This window comes from Acidimicrobiia bacterium, assembly GCA_009694375.1.
In the GTDB taxonomy this organism is placed as follows: domain Bacteria; phylum Actinomycetota; class Acidimicrobiia; order Acidimicrobiales; family VFJN01; genus VFJN01.
The window spans coordinates 34,044-49,967 of the sequence record SHVB01000016.1; the positions used below are offsets into that span (position 1 = coordinate 34,044).

Consider the following 15,924-nt stretch of genomic DNA (forward strand, 5'->3'; position numbering starts at 1 on the left):
CCAGTCACCCAACTCCTCCTGTGGGCAAGCTGGGTCCTTTAGGCGTAGCGTCCCTAGCCCTGTCGCGTTCCTGTGGGAACCTGGGGAGAACCCTTGGGCAGCGCCACCCCAGTTGACCTGGGAAAATGTTTGGTTATCCCCAATCCACAGCCCCTACTACTACTACTTCTATTTTTCAGCATAAGACCACCGTAGAAAGCGAGCCAAGGCGTGAAGTTCCGATGTGAGCGTGATGTTCTCGTAGAAGCACTCGGAGTTGCCGGCCGTGCGGCCGCTGGGCGCGGTAGTTCCTTGCCCGTGCTTTCTGGAGTACGAGTGGAACTGGTGGGGAATTCGCTGCAGATCACCGGAACAGACCTGGAATTGACGATCTCGGTAGAGGTGGAAGTTTCTGGCAGTGCCGACGGTGTAGTGGTACTTCCTGGCCGACTGGCTTCGGACATTGTGCGAGCGCTGCCTGCTGGCAGCGTGGAAATCGAGGTAGCCAACGACGAAGCCCAGATCACCGCGGGACGGTCCAAGTTCAGCCTGCGGGTGCTTCCGGCCGATGAGTTCCCTCGGATCACTGAAGCCAACGGACAACCAGTGAGCCTGGCCAGCGATGAATTGGCTCTGGCGCTATCGCAGGTGGTTCGTGCCGCGTCCAATGACGACGCCCGTCCGATTCTCACGGGAGTGTTGCTGGCCGCTGAACCCGGAGGTTTACGGTTGGTAGCCACCGACTCCTACCGTCTTGCCATTCGTGATCTCCCCGGTACGAACGTTCTTGAAGAGGGCCAACACGTTCTTATTCCGTCCCGGGCACTACAGGAGTTGGCCCGGGTGCTTTCGGCCGGCGACACCCTGGCGGTAAGTCTGGGTGAACGAGATGTGAGTTTCGAGGTGGGTGGAACCCGCTTGACCTCGGTCTTGATCGAAGGGGAATTCCCGCCCTACGAGCGCTTGATCCCTCAGTCGCAGCCGAACCGACTCACGGTGGGTCGAGAGGTATTCCTCGAAGCGGTACGGCGAGTGAAACTTTTGGCCCGGGAAGCCACTCCAGTGCGATTGGCCATGTCTAGTGAGGGCCTGGAATTGGTTGCCGTCACACAAGACGTAGGCCAGGCCAGCGAAAGCCTCGACGCCAAGTTTGAGGGTACCGAACTCACTGTGGCGTTCAACCCGGACTACTTGCTCCAGGGCATCGAGGTTGCCCCCGGCGATGAAGTAACCATCGAAACCGTGGATGCGCTCAAGCCGGCCATCTTGAGGGTTCCCGAGCACCCCGAGTTCCTGTACCTACTCATGCCGGTGCGGGTGTCCTAGAGCCGTTCAGTTCCTCGAAGAACGGCGATGAAGAAGGGTTGCCATGCGGTTGGATCGGGTGTGGCTGGCGGATGTCCGGTCCTATGTGACCGCGGAAATCGAGTTATCTCCTGGGCTTACGGTGTTGCTCGGGCGCAACGGTGAAGGCAAGACCAATGTCCTGGAAGCCGTTGGTTTCTTAGCCACCTTGGGGTCGTTCCGGGGAGCCCCTACTGAGGCGTTGATTCGACAGGGCGCTAGTAGCGCGGTCATACGGGCCGAAGGGGAGCGGGAAGGCCGGTCGCTGCTAATCGAGACGGAACTGGTGGCCAGCGGTCGTAATCGGGTGCTGGTGAATCGCCAACCACTCAAACGGGCCCGGGATCTCCTGGGGGTGCTGCGAGTCACCGTGTTTGCCCCCGATGACCTCGACCTTGTCAAAGGCGGGCCGGCAGGCCGTCGGCGGTATCTTGATGACGCCTTAGTGGCCTCTCATCCCCGCTACGACGCTCTCCAGAGCGAAGTGGACAAGGTGCTGAAACAGCGCAATGCGCTTCTGAAGGGGGCCCAAGGCCGACTCGATGAGGGGGCGGCGTTCACTCTCGACGTCTGGGATGCGAAATTGGTGGAATCCGGGGGCCGCCTCGCCGAGGCCCGGCAACACCTTCTCCACCGCCTGCGGCCACTGTTGTCACAAACCTATGACGCGGTGGCCAACCGTCCGGCGGCCGTCACCGTGAGGTATGTGGCCGATTGGACTGAGGTGGGGCTGGCCAAGGCTCTGGCCACCAGCCGACGAGATGATGTGAGACGGGGGGTATCCACCATCGGGCCCCATCGCGACGACATCGAGCTACGCATCGGGGGCTTACCTGCCCGTACCCATGCGTCGCAAGGAGAGCAACGCTCTTTGGCCCTAGCGCTGCGCCTGGCGGCTCATCACGTGATCACCGATGTGACCGGCAGTGCGCCGGTACTGCTCTTGGACGATGTCTTTTCCGAACTGGACCCCGATCGAAGCGACGCGCTGCTGGCGAACTTGCCGGCCGGACAGACGCTGCTGACCAGCGCCAGCGGTCTCCCGCCCAAAGCCACACCCGATCGGATCCTGCGCGTCCACGATGGTCAGATCACCCTCGGATGAATTCGGGGGTTGTGGGGCTACCCAAACAACGCGAGCATCAGGCATGGTCGCTCGCCCTCTTCCCGGTCCAGGACCCGGTCCCCAACGGGTGGGGGTGGCCCTTGATGCGGTGATGCGAGGCCTGGGCGCGCCGGAGGCCAGCGGTGTGCATCTGGTCTTCGACCGTTGGTCGACGGTGGTGGGAGAGGCTCTGGCGGCCCACACCCGTCCGCTCAAAATCGAAGGAAAACGTTTGGTGTTGGCGGTGGACGAGCCGGCGATTGCCACGCACGTGAAGTTCCTCCAAGCGGAGTTGTTGGAGCGGTTGAGTGAGCTTCTCGGCCCGGATCGGGTGACCGCCATCGACCTCCGGGTTGGTCCCAAGCGGTAGTCCCAAAGGTGTGGTCACTTTCGGCTGGTAATGACCTGATTTTACCCCTCAACCTGGTATGCTGACGGCGTTGTGATTCGGGCGTCTGACCAGGGTTTTTACTTCGATTTCCCTGGCGTTTTCCCCCTACGCAGCCCGGATGCTCCAGGCGCCGGGCCCACCATCTAAACGAGGTCCATTCGTGGCGCAGTCCGAGGGGTCTTACGGGGCCAACAGCATGCAGGTTCTGGAGGGGCTCGATCCTGTTCGTAAACGCCCTGGCATGTACATCGGCAGCACCGGGCCCACTGGTCTTCACCATTGTGTTTGGGAGGTGGTGGACAACTCGGTGGATGAGGCCATGGCTGGCCACGCCACTCGAATCGAGATCTCCTTACTGCCCGACGGCGGCTGCCGGGTAGTGGACGATGGACGCGGGATTCCTACCGACATCAACAAGCAGCAGAAGATGAGCGGGGTGGAGATCGCCCTTACGAAACTGCACGGCGGCGGAAAGTTCGGCGGCGACGGGTACAAGGTTTCTGGTGGGCTGCACGGTGTTGGGGTGTCGGTGGTGAACGCCCTCTCCCGAAAACTCATCGTGGAGGTGGACCGCGGTGGACAGCGCTACCAAATGACCTTCGAGAACGGCGGAGTACCCAGCAGCACACTCGAGGTGGTCGGCACCTCGCCCCGCGGCCGCACCGGCACCACCGTCACGTTCTGGCCGGACGGTTCTATTTTCGAAACCACCGAGTTTTCCGCCCGTACGATTCTCGAACGCCTCCAGATGATGGCGTTCTTGAACAAGGGCCTGGAGATCGTGTTCACCGACGAACGGCCCGAGCATGCCGCCCCGGCGGTTACCTACCGTTACGCCGGCGGCATCATCGATTTTGTCAAGCATCTCAATACCTCCAAAGAGGCACTCTTCGCCAAGGTGGGGTACTACGAGTTGGCCGAAGAAGAACAAGAAGTGGAGGTGGCGTTCCAGTGGAACACGGGGTACAACGCCGACGGCATCCACTCCTTCGCCAATGGGATCAACACGACCGAGGGTGGGTCGCACGAGGAAGGGTTCAAAGCGGCCCTCACCACCGTGGTGAACAAGCACGCCCGAGCCAAGAACCTGCTCAAAGAGAAAGAGCCGAACCTGCTCGGCGAAGACATCCGCGAAGGCATCACGGCAATCCTCTCGGTGCGTCTGCGCGAGCCACAGTTCGAGGGACAAACCAAAGGCAAACTGGGGAACACCAGCGTGAAGACGCTGGTGCAGAAGGCCACCAACGACAAATTGGGTCAGTGGTTCGAAGAAAACCCCGCTGAGGCCAACAAGATGGTGAAGAAGGCCCTCGCGGGGGCCCAAGCCCGCATGGCGGCCAAAAAGGCGCGAGACGTCATCCGGTCCAAGACTCTGCTCGACGGCGCCGGAATGCCCGACAAGTTGAAAGACTGCAGTTCTAAGAACCGCGAGGAGCGCGAACTGTTCATCGTGGAGGGCGATTCGGCGGGCGGTTCAGCCGTAAGTGCCCGAGATCCTCTACGGCAAGCGATTCTGCCTATCCGCGGCAAAATCCTCAACGTGGAACGAGCGCGCCTCGACAAGATGCTGCGCAATCTCGAGGTCCAGGCGCTCATCGCGGCCATCGGGGCCGGGGTGGGGGAGGAGTTTGACGTAGAAAAACGCCGCTACGACAAGGTTTGTATTCTCGCCGACGCCGATGTGGATGGCCTACATATCCGCACTCTGCTCCTGACCTTCTTCTACCGCCAAATGAAGCCCCTGGTGGAACACGGACACGTATTCATCTGTCAGCCCCCGCTGTATTCCACCGAGGTCAGCAAGGCGAAGGTGTACCTGAAAGACGACCATGCCAAGGATCTCTTCCTGCGAGACAATCCGAATCACAAGAAGGACTTCGGTCGTCTCAAAGGTTTGGGGGAGATGGACGCGGAGGAGTTGCGGGTCACCACGATGGAAGATGGTCTCCGCACGTTGCTTCGGGTCACCGCCGAACAGGCTGCCCTGGCCGACGACACCGTCTCCACCCTCATGGGCGACGTAGTGGAAGTACGCAAGGCCTTCATCGTGAATAACGCTAAGGACGCGAGGTTCCTGGACATCTGATGTCAGATCAAACCCCCCCCACTGACGGGCCCGTGCGCGAAGCCATCGAACCGATCGAGATCCAGGAGGAGATGGAATCCTCGTTCCTCGACTATGCGATGTCGGTTATCACCACCCGCGCTCTGCCCGACGCGCGCGACGGCCTGAAACCAGTGCACCGGCGGATTTTGTACGGGATGTACGAACTCGGGGCGCGCCCCGACCGCTCCCACATGAAGTGCGCCCGCGTTACCGGCGACGTCATGGGGAAGTACCACCCCCACGGTGAGGGATCGATCTACGACGCGCTCGTGCGTATGGCGCAGGACTTCTCGCTGCGCCACCCGCTGGTAGACGGACACGGCAACTTCGGCAGCCCCGACTTCGGCGCGGCGGCCTCCCGCTACACCGAGTGCCGACTGGATCCCATCGCCATGCGGATGCTCGACGGCATCGACGAGAACACGGTGGACAAGTCCGATAACTACTCGGGCGACGAAACCGAACCGGATGTGCTCCCGGCGCGATTCCCCAACCTGTTGGTGAACGGGAGCCAGGGCATCGCGGTGGGGATGGCCACCAACATTCCGCCCCACAACCTCGGCGAGGTGATCAACGCCACCATCCACCTCATCGACCACCCCGAGGCCAGCCCCGATGACCTGATGCAGTTCGTCCAGGGACCTGATTTCCCGACCGGGGCTCTCATCATGGGCCGCCAGGGCATTCTTGATGCCTATCGCACCGGAAAAGGATCGATCCGACTGCGGGCGGTGTGCGAGATCGAGGAAGGCAGTGGACGCAGCGGCGACCAGATCGTGGTGACCGAGATGCCCTACCAGACCTCCATCTCGGTGACCGCGGCTCGCATCGCGGAGTTGGTGCAAACCCGGTCCATCGAGGGCATCAGTGATGTGAACGACGAATCCGCCCGGGGCAAAACCCGTCTCGTGATCAAGTTGAAGAAGGATGCGCCGGGCCTGGTCATCTTGAACAACCTCTACAAGCACACCCCGTTGCAGACGAACTTCTCGGTGAACACGGTGGCCCTGGTGGGGGGCATTCCCCGCACGCTAAACCTGGTGCAGGCGCTGCAGGCCTACGTTGATCACCAGGCCGAGGTCATCCGCCGCCGCTCTGAGTTCCGCCTCAAAAAGGCCGGCGACCGGGCCCACATCGTGGAGGGCTTGCTCAAAGCCGTTGACGTGATCGACGCCATCATCGCGCTCATCCGGGCCTCGGATGATCGTGCGGAGGCGCGCGTGGGCCTCACTTCGGCTCCCTACAACTTCTCCGACGTGCAGGCAGAGCACATTCTCGAAATGAAGTTGGGTCAACTCACTCGCTTGGCGCGGGTTGATCTCGAAACCGAGATGGCCAACCTACGGGAGGTGATCGCCGGGCTCGAAGCGATCCTCGGCGATGAAGGTGTGTTGCGCACGGTAATGAAGGATGAGCTAACCGAGGTGCGCGACAAGTTCGCCGACGCCCGCCGCTCCAAGATCACCCTCGACCTCGGTGACGTAAACATCGAAGACCTCATCGACGACGAGGAACTGGTGGTCACCCTCTCGGCTCGTGGCTACATCAAAACGGTGCTGGCCGATGCCTTCCGCTCGCAGGGCCGGGGCGGGCGCGGCGTGGCGGGCGCGAAACTTCGCGATGAGGACTACGTGACGCAGATCCTCACCACTACCGCTCATGCGTACCTGCTGTTCTTCTCCAACTTGGGGCGTGTCTATCGCCTCAAGGCCCACGAGATTCCGAAGAAGGAACGCACCGCTCGGGGGACGGCGATGCCCAACCTCCTGCAACTTCAGCCGGGGGAGCACATCCAAACGATCATCGACACCCGCGACTACGAGACCAGTCGTTTCTTGTTCTTCACCACCAAGCAGGGGCAGGTGAAGAAAACAAAGTTCAATGACTACGACTCGTCGTTGCGCACCGGGATCATCGCCATCAATCTTCGGGGGGGCGACGAACTCGTGAAGGTCATTCCTACCAACGGGAGCGACGACATCTTGATGCTCAGCAAGTTGGGCCAGGCCATCCGTTTCACGGAAGGCGACGTGCGACCCATGGGCCGAGCCGCCGCAGGGGTGAGGGGCATGAAATTGCGCACCGGCGACGAAGTGGTGAGCCTCGACAGCTGTCGCGACGACGTAGCCATGCTGATCGTTACCGATGCCGGTTACGGCAAACGCACCCAGTTGGAGCACTTCAACCGCCAAGGCCGCGGCGGGCAGGGAGTGCGGGGAATCAAAATCACAGCCAAAAAGGGACACGTGGTGGCGGCCTTCATGGTGGGCCTTGACGACGAGATTTTCGTGGTGAACTCGGTGGGAACGCTCATTCGTATGCCGGTGAGGGAGATCTCTTCTCAGGGACGCGACGCAACCGGCGTGCGGGTTATGAACCTCGACGACAACGAAACAGTGGCGTCGGTAGCCCCGGTTCTTTCCGCCGACGACGACACAAGCTGATTCGGCTCGTCCGGATTTTTCTCTTCTTCCCCCTTCACCCGTGGCGATACGCGCCCGAGTCGAGGAGGTCGTCGTGGGACGACAAGAACACGAGTGTGGCCAAACCGTTCCGTTGGTCTTGGCGGTGCTGCTGATCGCCGTAGTGGTGGCCATCGGGATGGTGCCTGTGGTGCACCGCGCCCAAAACCAGGCCGCCGCTCGGACCGCCGCCGACGCCGCGGCATTGGCGGGCGCCGCGGAAGGGGAAGATGCGGCCCGTGAGGTAGCCGCCGCCAACGGGGCGGAGGTGACGACGTGGCGAGCCGAGGGCAATGAGGTGTGGGTGGTGATTGACCGGGGTGGAACGAGTGCGGAAGCGAAGGCGCAACGCGACTAAGGGCGCATGTATGCGGCTGAGTGATGGGGGGCCAGCCCTATGCTTACGGCGATGGTTTCCGATCCCGCTGGCGCATCGATGCCCATTGGCACCCGGGTGGGCGACGCGGCGACAGAGGAACTTCGTTCTCGGCGTGCCTCTGACGCCGCTCACGGAATCAGTCGGCCGCCGGCGAAGGGGGGCAAAGACCCGTCACGGCCCGGGAGCAGTCGTGATCGCGTCCGGGCCCGCAAGGTGCAGCGGGTGGTCCGCCACATCGACCCGTGGTCGGTTCTGAAGCTCTCGTTGCTGTTTTTCCTGGCGCTGGTCGTCATCATCTGTATCGCATTGGCTCTGTTGTGGGGGGGCGCCCGCAGTACCGGCACCCTGGGTGGCGTGGAGGACTTCATCACCGAGGTGGGGGGCTTCGGCAACTGCCCTGAACCCGTGGGTGAGGTCCCGGCGGTGCCAGCTGTGCCATCCGCTGACCAACCGGTCACCGCCGTCCCCACTGGGGATCAGAGCTGCGTCGGTGGCGCTGAACTGCAGGACACCTTCCGATTCGAGGACAGGAAGATCTTTGCGGCCGTTGCCCTTGGAGGGTTTGTGCTCGTGTTCGCCGGTTCGATGGGTGCCGTGGTGATGGCGCTGCTGTTCAACGTGCTGAGCGACCTCACCGGGGGGGTACGGATAACGGTGCTGGAGGAGGATCCCAGCCCCCGATCGGCCGGTACCGGCTCGCCGGGGCGCTAGGGCGGCGGCTATCTTCGCAGTTCCCGGCGCTGCACCCGGGGCTATAGCTCAGTCGGTTAGAGCGCATCCCTGATAAGGATGAGGTCGGAAGTTCGATTCTTCCTAGCCCCACCAGTCCTGACCCGCGAGTCCGTCGCCATACTGCGATGGCCGCCCCGCCCGAACCGGGCCCAGGCCGCCGTCCTCGAGTGCTGCCGTCGGGTGAGGTCTCAAGGCACCCAACTGCCTCGCCTCAGCTGACACGGGGGTCGTCGGCCAGAAGCAGTGCGAGGGCTTTGCGGGCGCGGTGGATGGCGACGTCGATGGCGCCTGGCTCTTTGCCGAGCTCGGCGGCGATGTCCTTGGTCGACCGGCCGGCTACGTAGCGGGCTTCGATGAGGAACCGGGCTTCGGGGGACAGGCTGTCCAGGGCTTGCTCGATCACGATCTGCAGGACGGACTGGACGCTGGGGCTCGACATGCCGAGGGGCAGCTCCTGGACCAGGCGCGCGTAGTGCTGGTCGGGCCCGAAGTCGCCGTCGGCATCTTGTCGCGGTGGAGGAAAGGTTCCCTGCCGGCCGAAGGGAACGTCCCGGTGCAGCTTCTTGCCGATGCGGCGGGCGTCGTTGGCGGCGACCTTCCAGACCCACCCATCTCGCTTGTCCGGGTCGATGTCGTCGAGTCCCTCGATGAGCTCCATCACGGCGTGGTTGGCCGCGCCTTCGAACACCTGGTCATCGCTGGAGATGGTCTTGGCTGCCTTGAGTGCGATCTTTCGGAAGTAGACCAACTCTTCGTCGCTCAGCTCCCCCATGCCCTCGAAGGCTACGGGTCAGGCCGGCCCGCCGCTGGCGACAGCCCGCAAGGGCCCCCGCAAGAGATTCGCGAGACCCGGTGTAAGAAATCGCCCCTCGGATGACTCCTCTTCATTGAAGGGCACTTGACCCGAGCGCCCCATCGAAAGGAGTCACGAACGTGACCATCAAGCCCAACCTCGACTTCGTCACCGATCGCATCGCCACCGGCGGCGACCTACCCCATCGCCGGGAGGACGCCGCCGCGGCCCTTCGGGTCTGGCAGGACCTCGGGATCACCCACGTGATCGATAATCGGCAGGAGTGGACCGACGAGGACCTCGTGGCCCACCTCGCCCCCGAGATGAGGTACCTCTGCAACGGGGTCGCTGACGCCGGCAACGGCCAACCGGACCATTGGTTCGACGACGGTGTCGCCTGGGCCCGGGAGGCGTTGAGCGATCCCGACGCCAAGGTGCTCATCCACTGTCACATGGGCATCAACCGGGGGCCGTCGTTGGCCTACGCCGTCTTGCTCGATCAGGGCGTCGACCCGGTGGACGCGGTCGACGCCATCCGTACCGCCCGCCCCATCGCCGGAGTGTCCTACGCCGAGGACGCCCTCGGTTGGTTCCACCGCCGCCACGACGTCGACCCCGCCCGCCGGTCCGAGGACCGTCGCCGGCTCGCCCAGTGGCGCCACGAGAACCATATCGACGTCGTTCGCATCATCCGCAGCATCCGCCAGGACGAAGCGGCCGCCCGGGTCGCCTGACCCGCCACCTATCCGTACCAACACCCACCCAACCAGGAGATCCCCAATGAGAAGCGTCACCGTCGAGCTCAACGACAACGAGTTCGCCCAGTACGTCACGGACCAGTGGCACTGGAAGCAGGACTTCACCGATTCCACCGAAGTCTACCGATGAGGCCCCGACCCTCGACCCCGAAAGGAACAACCGTGAACGCAGCCAAACCGCCCGTCTGGGACATGATCGAGACGCTTACGAGGAGCCGTCTCGTCGTACCGCCCCTCGGATCCACCGACCCCGGCCAGGTCGACGCCTTCGGCCAGTGGCACTGGGGCACCCGCGATCTCAACGCCCTGGACGAGCTGTACCTGTTCGACGTCGAGGCGGTCGCCCGGAACATCATCGACCACGGTCCCCTTTTCTCGCTCTCCTACGCCGGCCACGGGATCAACAGCTACGCCCTCAGCCTCGTGACCACCGCGCCCACGGGCGATGTCGCCTTTTTCACCCAGGGCGGCCTCGGGGGCGGGTACTCCGACGAGGACAAGGACATCGCCAGGATCAACGACGCCTACCAACGAATTGCCCGGGAGTCGGCAGAGCTCGACGGCGGCACTCGCACCGACCGGGTCCGCTGGCTGGTGTTCTCGTCCTTCATGCGCGACGAAACAGGAATCATCGACCTCGATGGGCTCCGAGAGGGGGCGGGGGTCGACTCGGCCCTCGAGTGGATCGACGACAGCGTCCTCTTCGATGAGCTCAAGGCCCGTCGAGCCGCCGCTGATCCGTCCGCACCCCCGGTGGCCGGGATCGTCCCCCACCTTGCGGAGGTCCTGCGGCGGCTGAAAGACGACTCGCACCTCGTGATCAACGTTCTTGGATCGGTCCGCTACGTGCAGTTCGCCACCTTCCGACCCAACCTGCGTCTGGAGACCATCGGCATCCGCTACCTCGAGCGGGACAACGACGCCATGACCGTCGACCACCTGGTGTGGCTCGCCTACCAGGGGTGGCACGACGCCGATGACGGCGGGAACCTGTGGCGGGAATGGATTCCGGCCGACGAGGACGAAGCCGCCGCCGCCGCCGTGGAGGTCCTCGTCAAGGTCCACGGCGTCACTGATATCGACCAGATCTGGTTCCATTCCGAAGACGACGATGCCCTCGCCGCGCTCGACCACTTCTCGCCGCCGAGGCCGGTACCACCGGGGGGCCTGCAACCGACCAACCGATTCCGGGCGGCAGTGATCAATGCTGCCTTGGGAGGAGAGCCGCTACGGCTGCTTTCCGGGTCCAAGGTCGTCGCGGTGGTCGACTACATCGCTCGTGACGCGGTGCTGGTGATGCTGGCTCTCGTGGACGGCGAGGTCCTCCGCCGCCACGACGGCCGCTGGCGTGACGACCCCGACTGGGACAAGGTCCTCCCGAAGGCACCGGCCCGGTCGATCGTCCCGCTCACCCAGGAGCAGTTCGACAAGGTCCGCGTCCAGATTGACCGATCGTCGGCAGGGAAGCCCTGGAAGCCGTTCAAGGCCCCGGACCTCGAGCGGTATTGGCCCAGTTACTGTCCCAACGACCCGGATCTGTTCGACTGGAGCCAGCTCGACTCCATCGCCGAGCTCCACGAGCGGTGAGGCGGGCTGAGGGGATGGGGACTGGCGACGACATCGGGCGGGGCGGCTACCCGGCGAAGTGGCAAACAGCGGTTTCTGGCGGTCACCCCCCGTCGCGAAAGACCAGGTCAGTGGGGATGGCGGTCAATGGCGCGCACCCCCATCGATCCCTGATAAGGATGAGGTCGGAAGTTCGATTCTTCCTCGCCCCACTATCCCTGACCTGTAAGTTTGCCGTCGCCGGAAGTACCATTCGGCCAAATGACAGTCGTGGGGCGGGATTGGTAGGGTTCGTTGGGGCTAATCGTGCTGCGTTCCCGGTTTTACGCTGGCGCTTGTCGGGGGGGGGTGTGATGTACGTGGGCACAGTGCGAGCAAGTAAGCGGTGGGCGCTCATAACGGTGCTTCTCGTGGCGGTGGGGCTCGCGGCGTCGCCACCGTCAGCGTCGGCGCACACCCCGCACGACGACATCTTCGATGTCGCCGTATCACCGGAGTTCAGCTCCGACGACACGCTCCTCGCCATCTCGCGTGGGCTGTTCATGCGATCCACGGACGCGGGGGTGACCTGGCAGCGCCTCGTAAAGGGGCTCAATAACCTAGCGCAACCTCAAGGGGTGGCCTTCGGCGGCGGGGTGAGCAGCCGAGCGTGGGCCTTGAGCCGGGACGGCGTCTTTCGCTCGGACGACGGGGGAGTCGCCTGGACACGAGTGATGACCCCGGTTGCCAATGACCTCCAAGTGGTGGGTACGACGAGCGCCTCTCGGGATGTTGCCGTCGTCGCGGGCCCGGCCGCTGGTGCGTACATCACCCGCGATGGAGGGGTGTCGTGGGGGCCACTGGGGAGTTTCGGGGCCGCCGTCACCGCGGTGGCCTTCAAGAAGGCCAGTAGCCAGGTGGTGTTCGCGGGGGACGCCAACGGTGTCCTGCACATCTCGGGCACTGGCGGGGCGGCCTGGTTCAACTACCCACTGGCGGGGGCCGGAGCGATCACGTCGATCGCGGTGTCTCCGTCCTTCTCGACCGACGGCCTCGCGTTGATCGGCACCAATACTGGCGGCGTCCTCCGGTGGAACAATTTCACCAAGACGGCCACTTCGGTCAACAGCGGCCTCACGGACCCGCGGGTGACCTCCGTGACGTACTCCGCCGATTACGCCTGGGACTCCACGGTGTTCGCGTCGACCTGGACCGGCGGGTTGTTCGTCTCGGGTGACCGGGGGAGCACCTGGAGCGCGTCGAACAGCGGTCTGGTGTGGGATCCCCAACCGACCCAGATTGCCTTCCAGGACCGTCCGAACTTCGGCCGGGTGGTGAGCGCGCTGACGGACCAGGTCACCCGGACTCAGACCGTTTTCCTGGCTGCCTTCGTGGGGCTGTACGCCTCTGACAACCGGGGGGCATCCTGGGCCGAGAGCGAGACCCTCACCTCGAGCATCCTCGTGGGCCTATCGCTCTCCCCGCAGTACGGCACGAACCGGAAGGTGGCCATCTCCACCTACTCGAACGGCGCCTTCACCTCGGCCGACGCGGGCGCAACCTGGTCGGAGAGCAACCTGGGGCTGGCCCAACGGGGCTTCTGGGATGCCGAGCCGGATGGGTACGCTCGGTTGTACAACATCGCCTACGCGCCCCCGGTGGCCGGGCGGTCCTGGTTGTACTCCTCGGTGGCCACCCACGGCGGGAGTCCCGGCGGCGTGCTGCGCTCGAGTGACGGCGGCGCCTCATGGTCGCGCACGTCCGTGCCGGGGTTCAGCAGCCCTGACTTCGATACCCACATCCCCTTCGTGCTGCCATCGCCGAACTTCGCCAACGATCGTTCCGTCCTGATGGTCGATGGTGGCAATGGCTTCGTCAACCGCTCCGTGGACGAGGGCGCTTCGTTCCAGCGGGTCGGCACGATCCCGTTCCAGCCGCGGTGCCTCCAGGCCTCGCCCAACTTCGCCGCCGACCAGCGCCTGTTGGTCTGCACCAGTCGCGGTGTCTACGTGAGCACCGACCTCGGTGCGACGTGGTCCCCGACGGCGAGCTTGAACATGACGGGGCTTGCGGTGGTCGTGAGAAGCGGCGTCAGCGAGACCTGGCTCGCCGCCACCACGACCGGGCTGTTTCGGAGTACCAACCGAGGGGTGTCGTGGACGCGAGCGTCGCTGCCGTCGTCGGTCCCGGCCACGGCTGAGGTCGTGTCGGTGGCCAGCTCGCCCCCGTCCAGCGGGCCCGGCACCGTTCTCGTCAGCATCCGTGGGCGAGGTCTGCTCCGCTCCACCGACGGAGGCGCCACCTTCGGTGCCCTACTGACCGCGCTCCTGGATGCCAACGAGCAGCTCGACAACTCCAACGCCAAGCCCACGGCGTCGGCGATCGCCTTCTCCCCGGTCTTCGAGGCCGACCGGACCGTGTTCGGCTACTCCAACGATCACCTGTTCCGTTCCACCGACGGGGGGGCCACGTGGGTGCGGGTGGTCTTCCCACGCGCCACGCACACGGGCCCCTTTCCCGTGGCCCCCTCCGCCCCGGTGATGGGAACCGCCACCAGCAGCAGTGGGTCCGCATCGGTCACCTTCACCCCATCCGGCGCCGGAGGGGCCCCCGCGGTTCGCTTCGACAGCACCTGCACCTCGACCAACGGAGGAGTCACGGGCGGCGGGTCGGGCCCATCGAGCCCAGTGATGGCAAGCGGCTTGACCAACGGCAAGACCTACACGTGTCGAGTGACGGCGACGAACGCGGGAGGCACCAGTGCCCCGTCAGGATCGTCCAACGCCGTCGTACCGATCGCCGTACCATCGGCCCCGCTGTCGGTGACGGCCGTGGCTGGGCCGGGACAGGCAACGGTCTCCTGGACGGTGCCGTCGTCGGACGGGGGCTCTCCCATCACCGGATACACGGTGACCCCCTACGTCGGGTATTTCGTCCTGCCTTCGACGACATTCGGTCCGGCGAGCACGAGCCAGACGCTCACGGGCCTCACGAACGGAACCTCCTATCGGTTCAGCGTGATCGCGATCAACGGCGCTGGAGCGAGCGCACGGTCCACGCTGTCGAACCTCGTTGTTCCCGCCTGACCTCCCCGGCGCTGGCGCGGCGGGCCGCACATCCCTGCTAGGGATAGGCACCGCGGGGGGCTACCCTCCTGCTCCCATGGTCTCGTGAAGGAGAAGCCCTGATGGCCTTGTTTCGCCGTGCGGTTGTTGCAGTGGGGGTGGCCAGCATCGTCGCGACGGTCCTTCGTCTCCGAGGGAGCGGTGGAACCCCTCCCCAATACGGGGGCTGGCGTGAACTGTCGGGCCCGGATCTCGAATGAGGATCCTTCTGGTTGGTGCCGGTGCCGTGGGTGCTCGGGCCGCCCGTCAGTTGGTAGAGGCAGGCGATGTTGAGGAGGTTTTCGTCTCTGATCTCGACGCGGCCCGACGGGTCGCGGTCGTCCAGGCCACGGGCGACAAGGCCACCGACGTGGGCAATGACCGCGAGGTGGAGGCGGACGCCGTGTTGCTCGCCGGGCCGGTTGGCTCCCACGCGGCCGAAGCCGCTCGTCACGTGGCGGCAGGCCGCACGGTGGTGTCCACCAGTGATTCGATAAGTGATGTGCAAGCCCTGCTGGATCTCGATGGGGCGGCCCGGGAACGTTCGGTGGCGCTAGTGGTGGGCGCCGCCTTTTCACCGGGATACTCCTGCGTGCTGGCCCGCCATGCGGCGGCGGGTTTCGACGAGGTGGAGGAGGTGCACATCGCCCGCTCCGGAACCGGCGGTCCGGCGTGCGCGCGTCACCACCATGCGTCGCTCACGGGCCGAGGCCTGGACTGGCGTGACGGCGAATGGCAACGTCGGCCCGCCGGATCGGGTCGGGAGCTGTGTTGGTTCCCCGATCCCATCGGCGCCGAAGATTGTTACCGGGCCGAGCTTCCCGATGCTTTGTTGTTGCAGCCCTTGTTCAGTGGCGTAAGTCGGGTGACGGCGCGGCTGGCGGCCACCCGCCGGGACCGCCTCTCGGCCCACTTGCCCATGCTGCGCAAGCCACATCCCGAGGGCTTGGTGGGGGCCGTTCGCGTGGAAGTTCGCGGGCGGCGCAACGGGCAGACCGAGGTGCGGGTGCTCGGCGCACTCGACCGCCCCGCAGTGGCCGCCGGTGCGGTGGCCGCCCTGGCGACGCGTTGGGCAGTGGACGGCCGCCTCCCCGCCGGCGCCCAGGGCCTCGGTGCCCTGGCCGAGCCGGTTCCCTTCTTGGTTGCCCTCGCCACGGTTGGTATCAAAGCGGCGGTGTTCGAGGGCGGATCCTGACGTCAGGTGCTCCGCGTTGACCAGTCGGTC

12 protein-coding genes and 2 tRNA genes are annotated in these 15,924 nt (G+C 64.7%); 13 read left to right on the forward strand and 1 reads right to left on the reverse strand.

The genetic code is table 11. The features are described from left to right. Positions 1-210: 210 nt before the first annotated feature. From dnaN to EXQ71_10025, 8 genes are all read left to right on the forward strand, one after another. Complete coding sequence (dnaN, locus tag EXQ71_09990; protein ID MSO87834.1) at positions 211-1,305, forward strand: DNA polymerase III subunit beta; 1,095 nt, start codon at positions 211-213, stop codon at positions 1,303-1,305. 43 nt (positions 1,306-1,348) lie between these two features. Continuing rightward, positions 1,349-2,428 (forward strand): DNA replication/repair protein RecF, encoded by a 1,080-nt coding sequence (locus tag EXQ71_09995; GenBank protein ID MSO87835.1) that lies wholly within the window; start codon positions 1,349-1,351, stop codon positions 2,426-2,428. Continuing rightward, positions 2,406-2,798, forward strand: a complete 393-nt coding sequence (locus EXQ71_10000) for a DUF721 domain-containing protein (protein ID MSO87836.1) — start codon at positions 2,406-2,408, stop codon at positions 2,796-2,798. Before EXQ71_09995 ends, EXQ71_10000 begins: the two co-directional genes overlap by 23 nt. A 139-nt stretch (positions 2,799-2,937) precedes the next feature. Further along, entirely contained in the window at positions 2,938-4,905 is a 1,968-nt protein-coding gene (locus EXQ71_10005) for a DNA gyrase subunit B (GenBank protein MSO87837.1), read from the forward strand. After that, positions 4,905-7,370, forward strand: a complete 2,466-nt coding sequence (gyrA, locus tag EXQ71_10010; protein MSO87838.1) for a DNA gyrase subunit A — start codon at positions 4,905-4,907, stop codon at positions 7,368-7,370. Before EXQ71_10005 ends, gyrA begins: the two co-directional genes overlap by 1 nt. A gap of 73 nt (positions 7,371-7,443) precedes the next feature. After that, entirely contained in the window at positions 7,444-7,746 is a 303-nt protein-coding gene (locus tag EXQ71_10015) for a hypothetical protein (GenBank protein ID MSO87839.1), read from the forward strand. Positions 7,747-7,785: 39 nt separating this feature from the next. Next, the gene (locus EXQ71_10020) at positions 7,786-8,478 is read left to right on the forward strand and encodes a hypothetical protein (protein MSO87840.1); all 693 of its coding nucleotides are present in this window, start codon (positions 7,786-7,788) and stop codon (positions 8,476-8,478) included. Positions 8,479-8,515: 37 nt separating this feature from the next. Continuing rightward, positions 8,516-8,592 (forward strand) — tRNA-Ile (locus tag EXQ71_10025). Positions 8,593-8,710: 118 nt separating this feature from the next. Here EXQ71_10025 and EXQ71_10030 read toward each other — a convergent pair. Next, positions 8,711-9,271, reverse strand: a complete 561-nt coding sequence (locus EXQ71_10030) for a sigma-70 family RNA polymerase sigma factor (GenBank protein ID MSO87841.1) — start codon at positions 9,269-9,271, stop codon at positions 8,711-8,713. Between the two features lie 161 nt (positions 9,272-9,432). Here EXQ71_10030 and EXQ71_10035 point away from each other — a divergent pair, with 161 nt between their 5' ends. From EXQ71_10035 to EXQ71_10055, 5 genes are all read left to right on the forward strand, one after another. After that, a complete protein-coding gene (locus EXQ71_10035) occupies positions 9,433-10,026 on the forward strand; it encodes a hypothetical protein (GenBank protein ID MSO87842.1) in 594 nt (197 codons plus the stop codon). Positions 10,027-10,212: 186 nt separating this feature from the next. Continuing rightward, positions 10,213-11,637, forward strand: coding sequence for a hypothetical protein (locus EXQ71_10040; GenBank protein MSO87843.1), 1,425 nt, complete (start codon positions 10,213-10,215; stop codon positions 11,635-11,637). Positions 11,638-11,747: 110 nt separating this feature from the next. Next, a tRNA-Ile gene (locus tag EXQ71_10045) sits at positions 11,748-11,831 on the forward strand. Positions 11,832-11,984: 153 nt separating this feature from the next. After that, on the forward strand, positions 11,985-14,681 hold the full coding sequence (locus tag EXQ71_10050; GenBank protein ID MSO87844.1) for a hypothetical protein: 2,697 nt from the start codon (positions 11,985-11,987) through the stop codon (positions 14,679-14,681). A gap of 235 nt (positions 14,682-14,916) precedes the next feature. Then, positions 14,917-15,894 carry a hypothetical protein gene (locus EXQ71_10055; protein ID MSO87845.1) on the forward strand — a complete coding sequence of 326 codons (978 nt, stop codon included), beginning with the start codon at positions 14,917-14,919 and terminating at the stop codon, positions 15,892-15,894. The last annotated feature ends 30 nt before the right edge of the window (positions 15,895-15,924 follow it).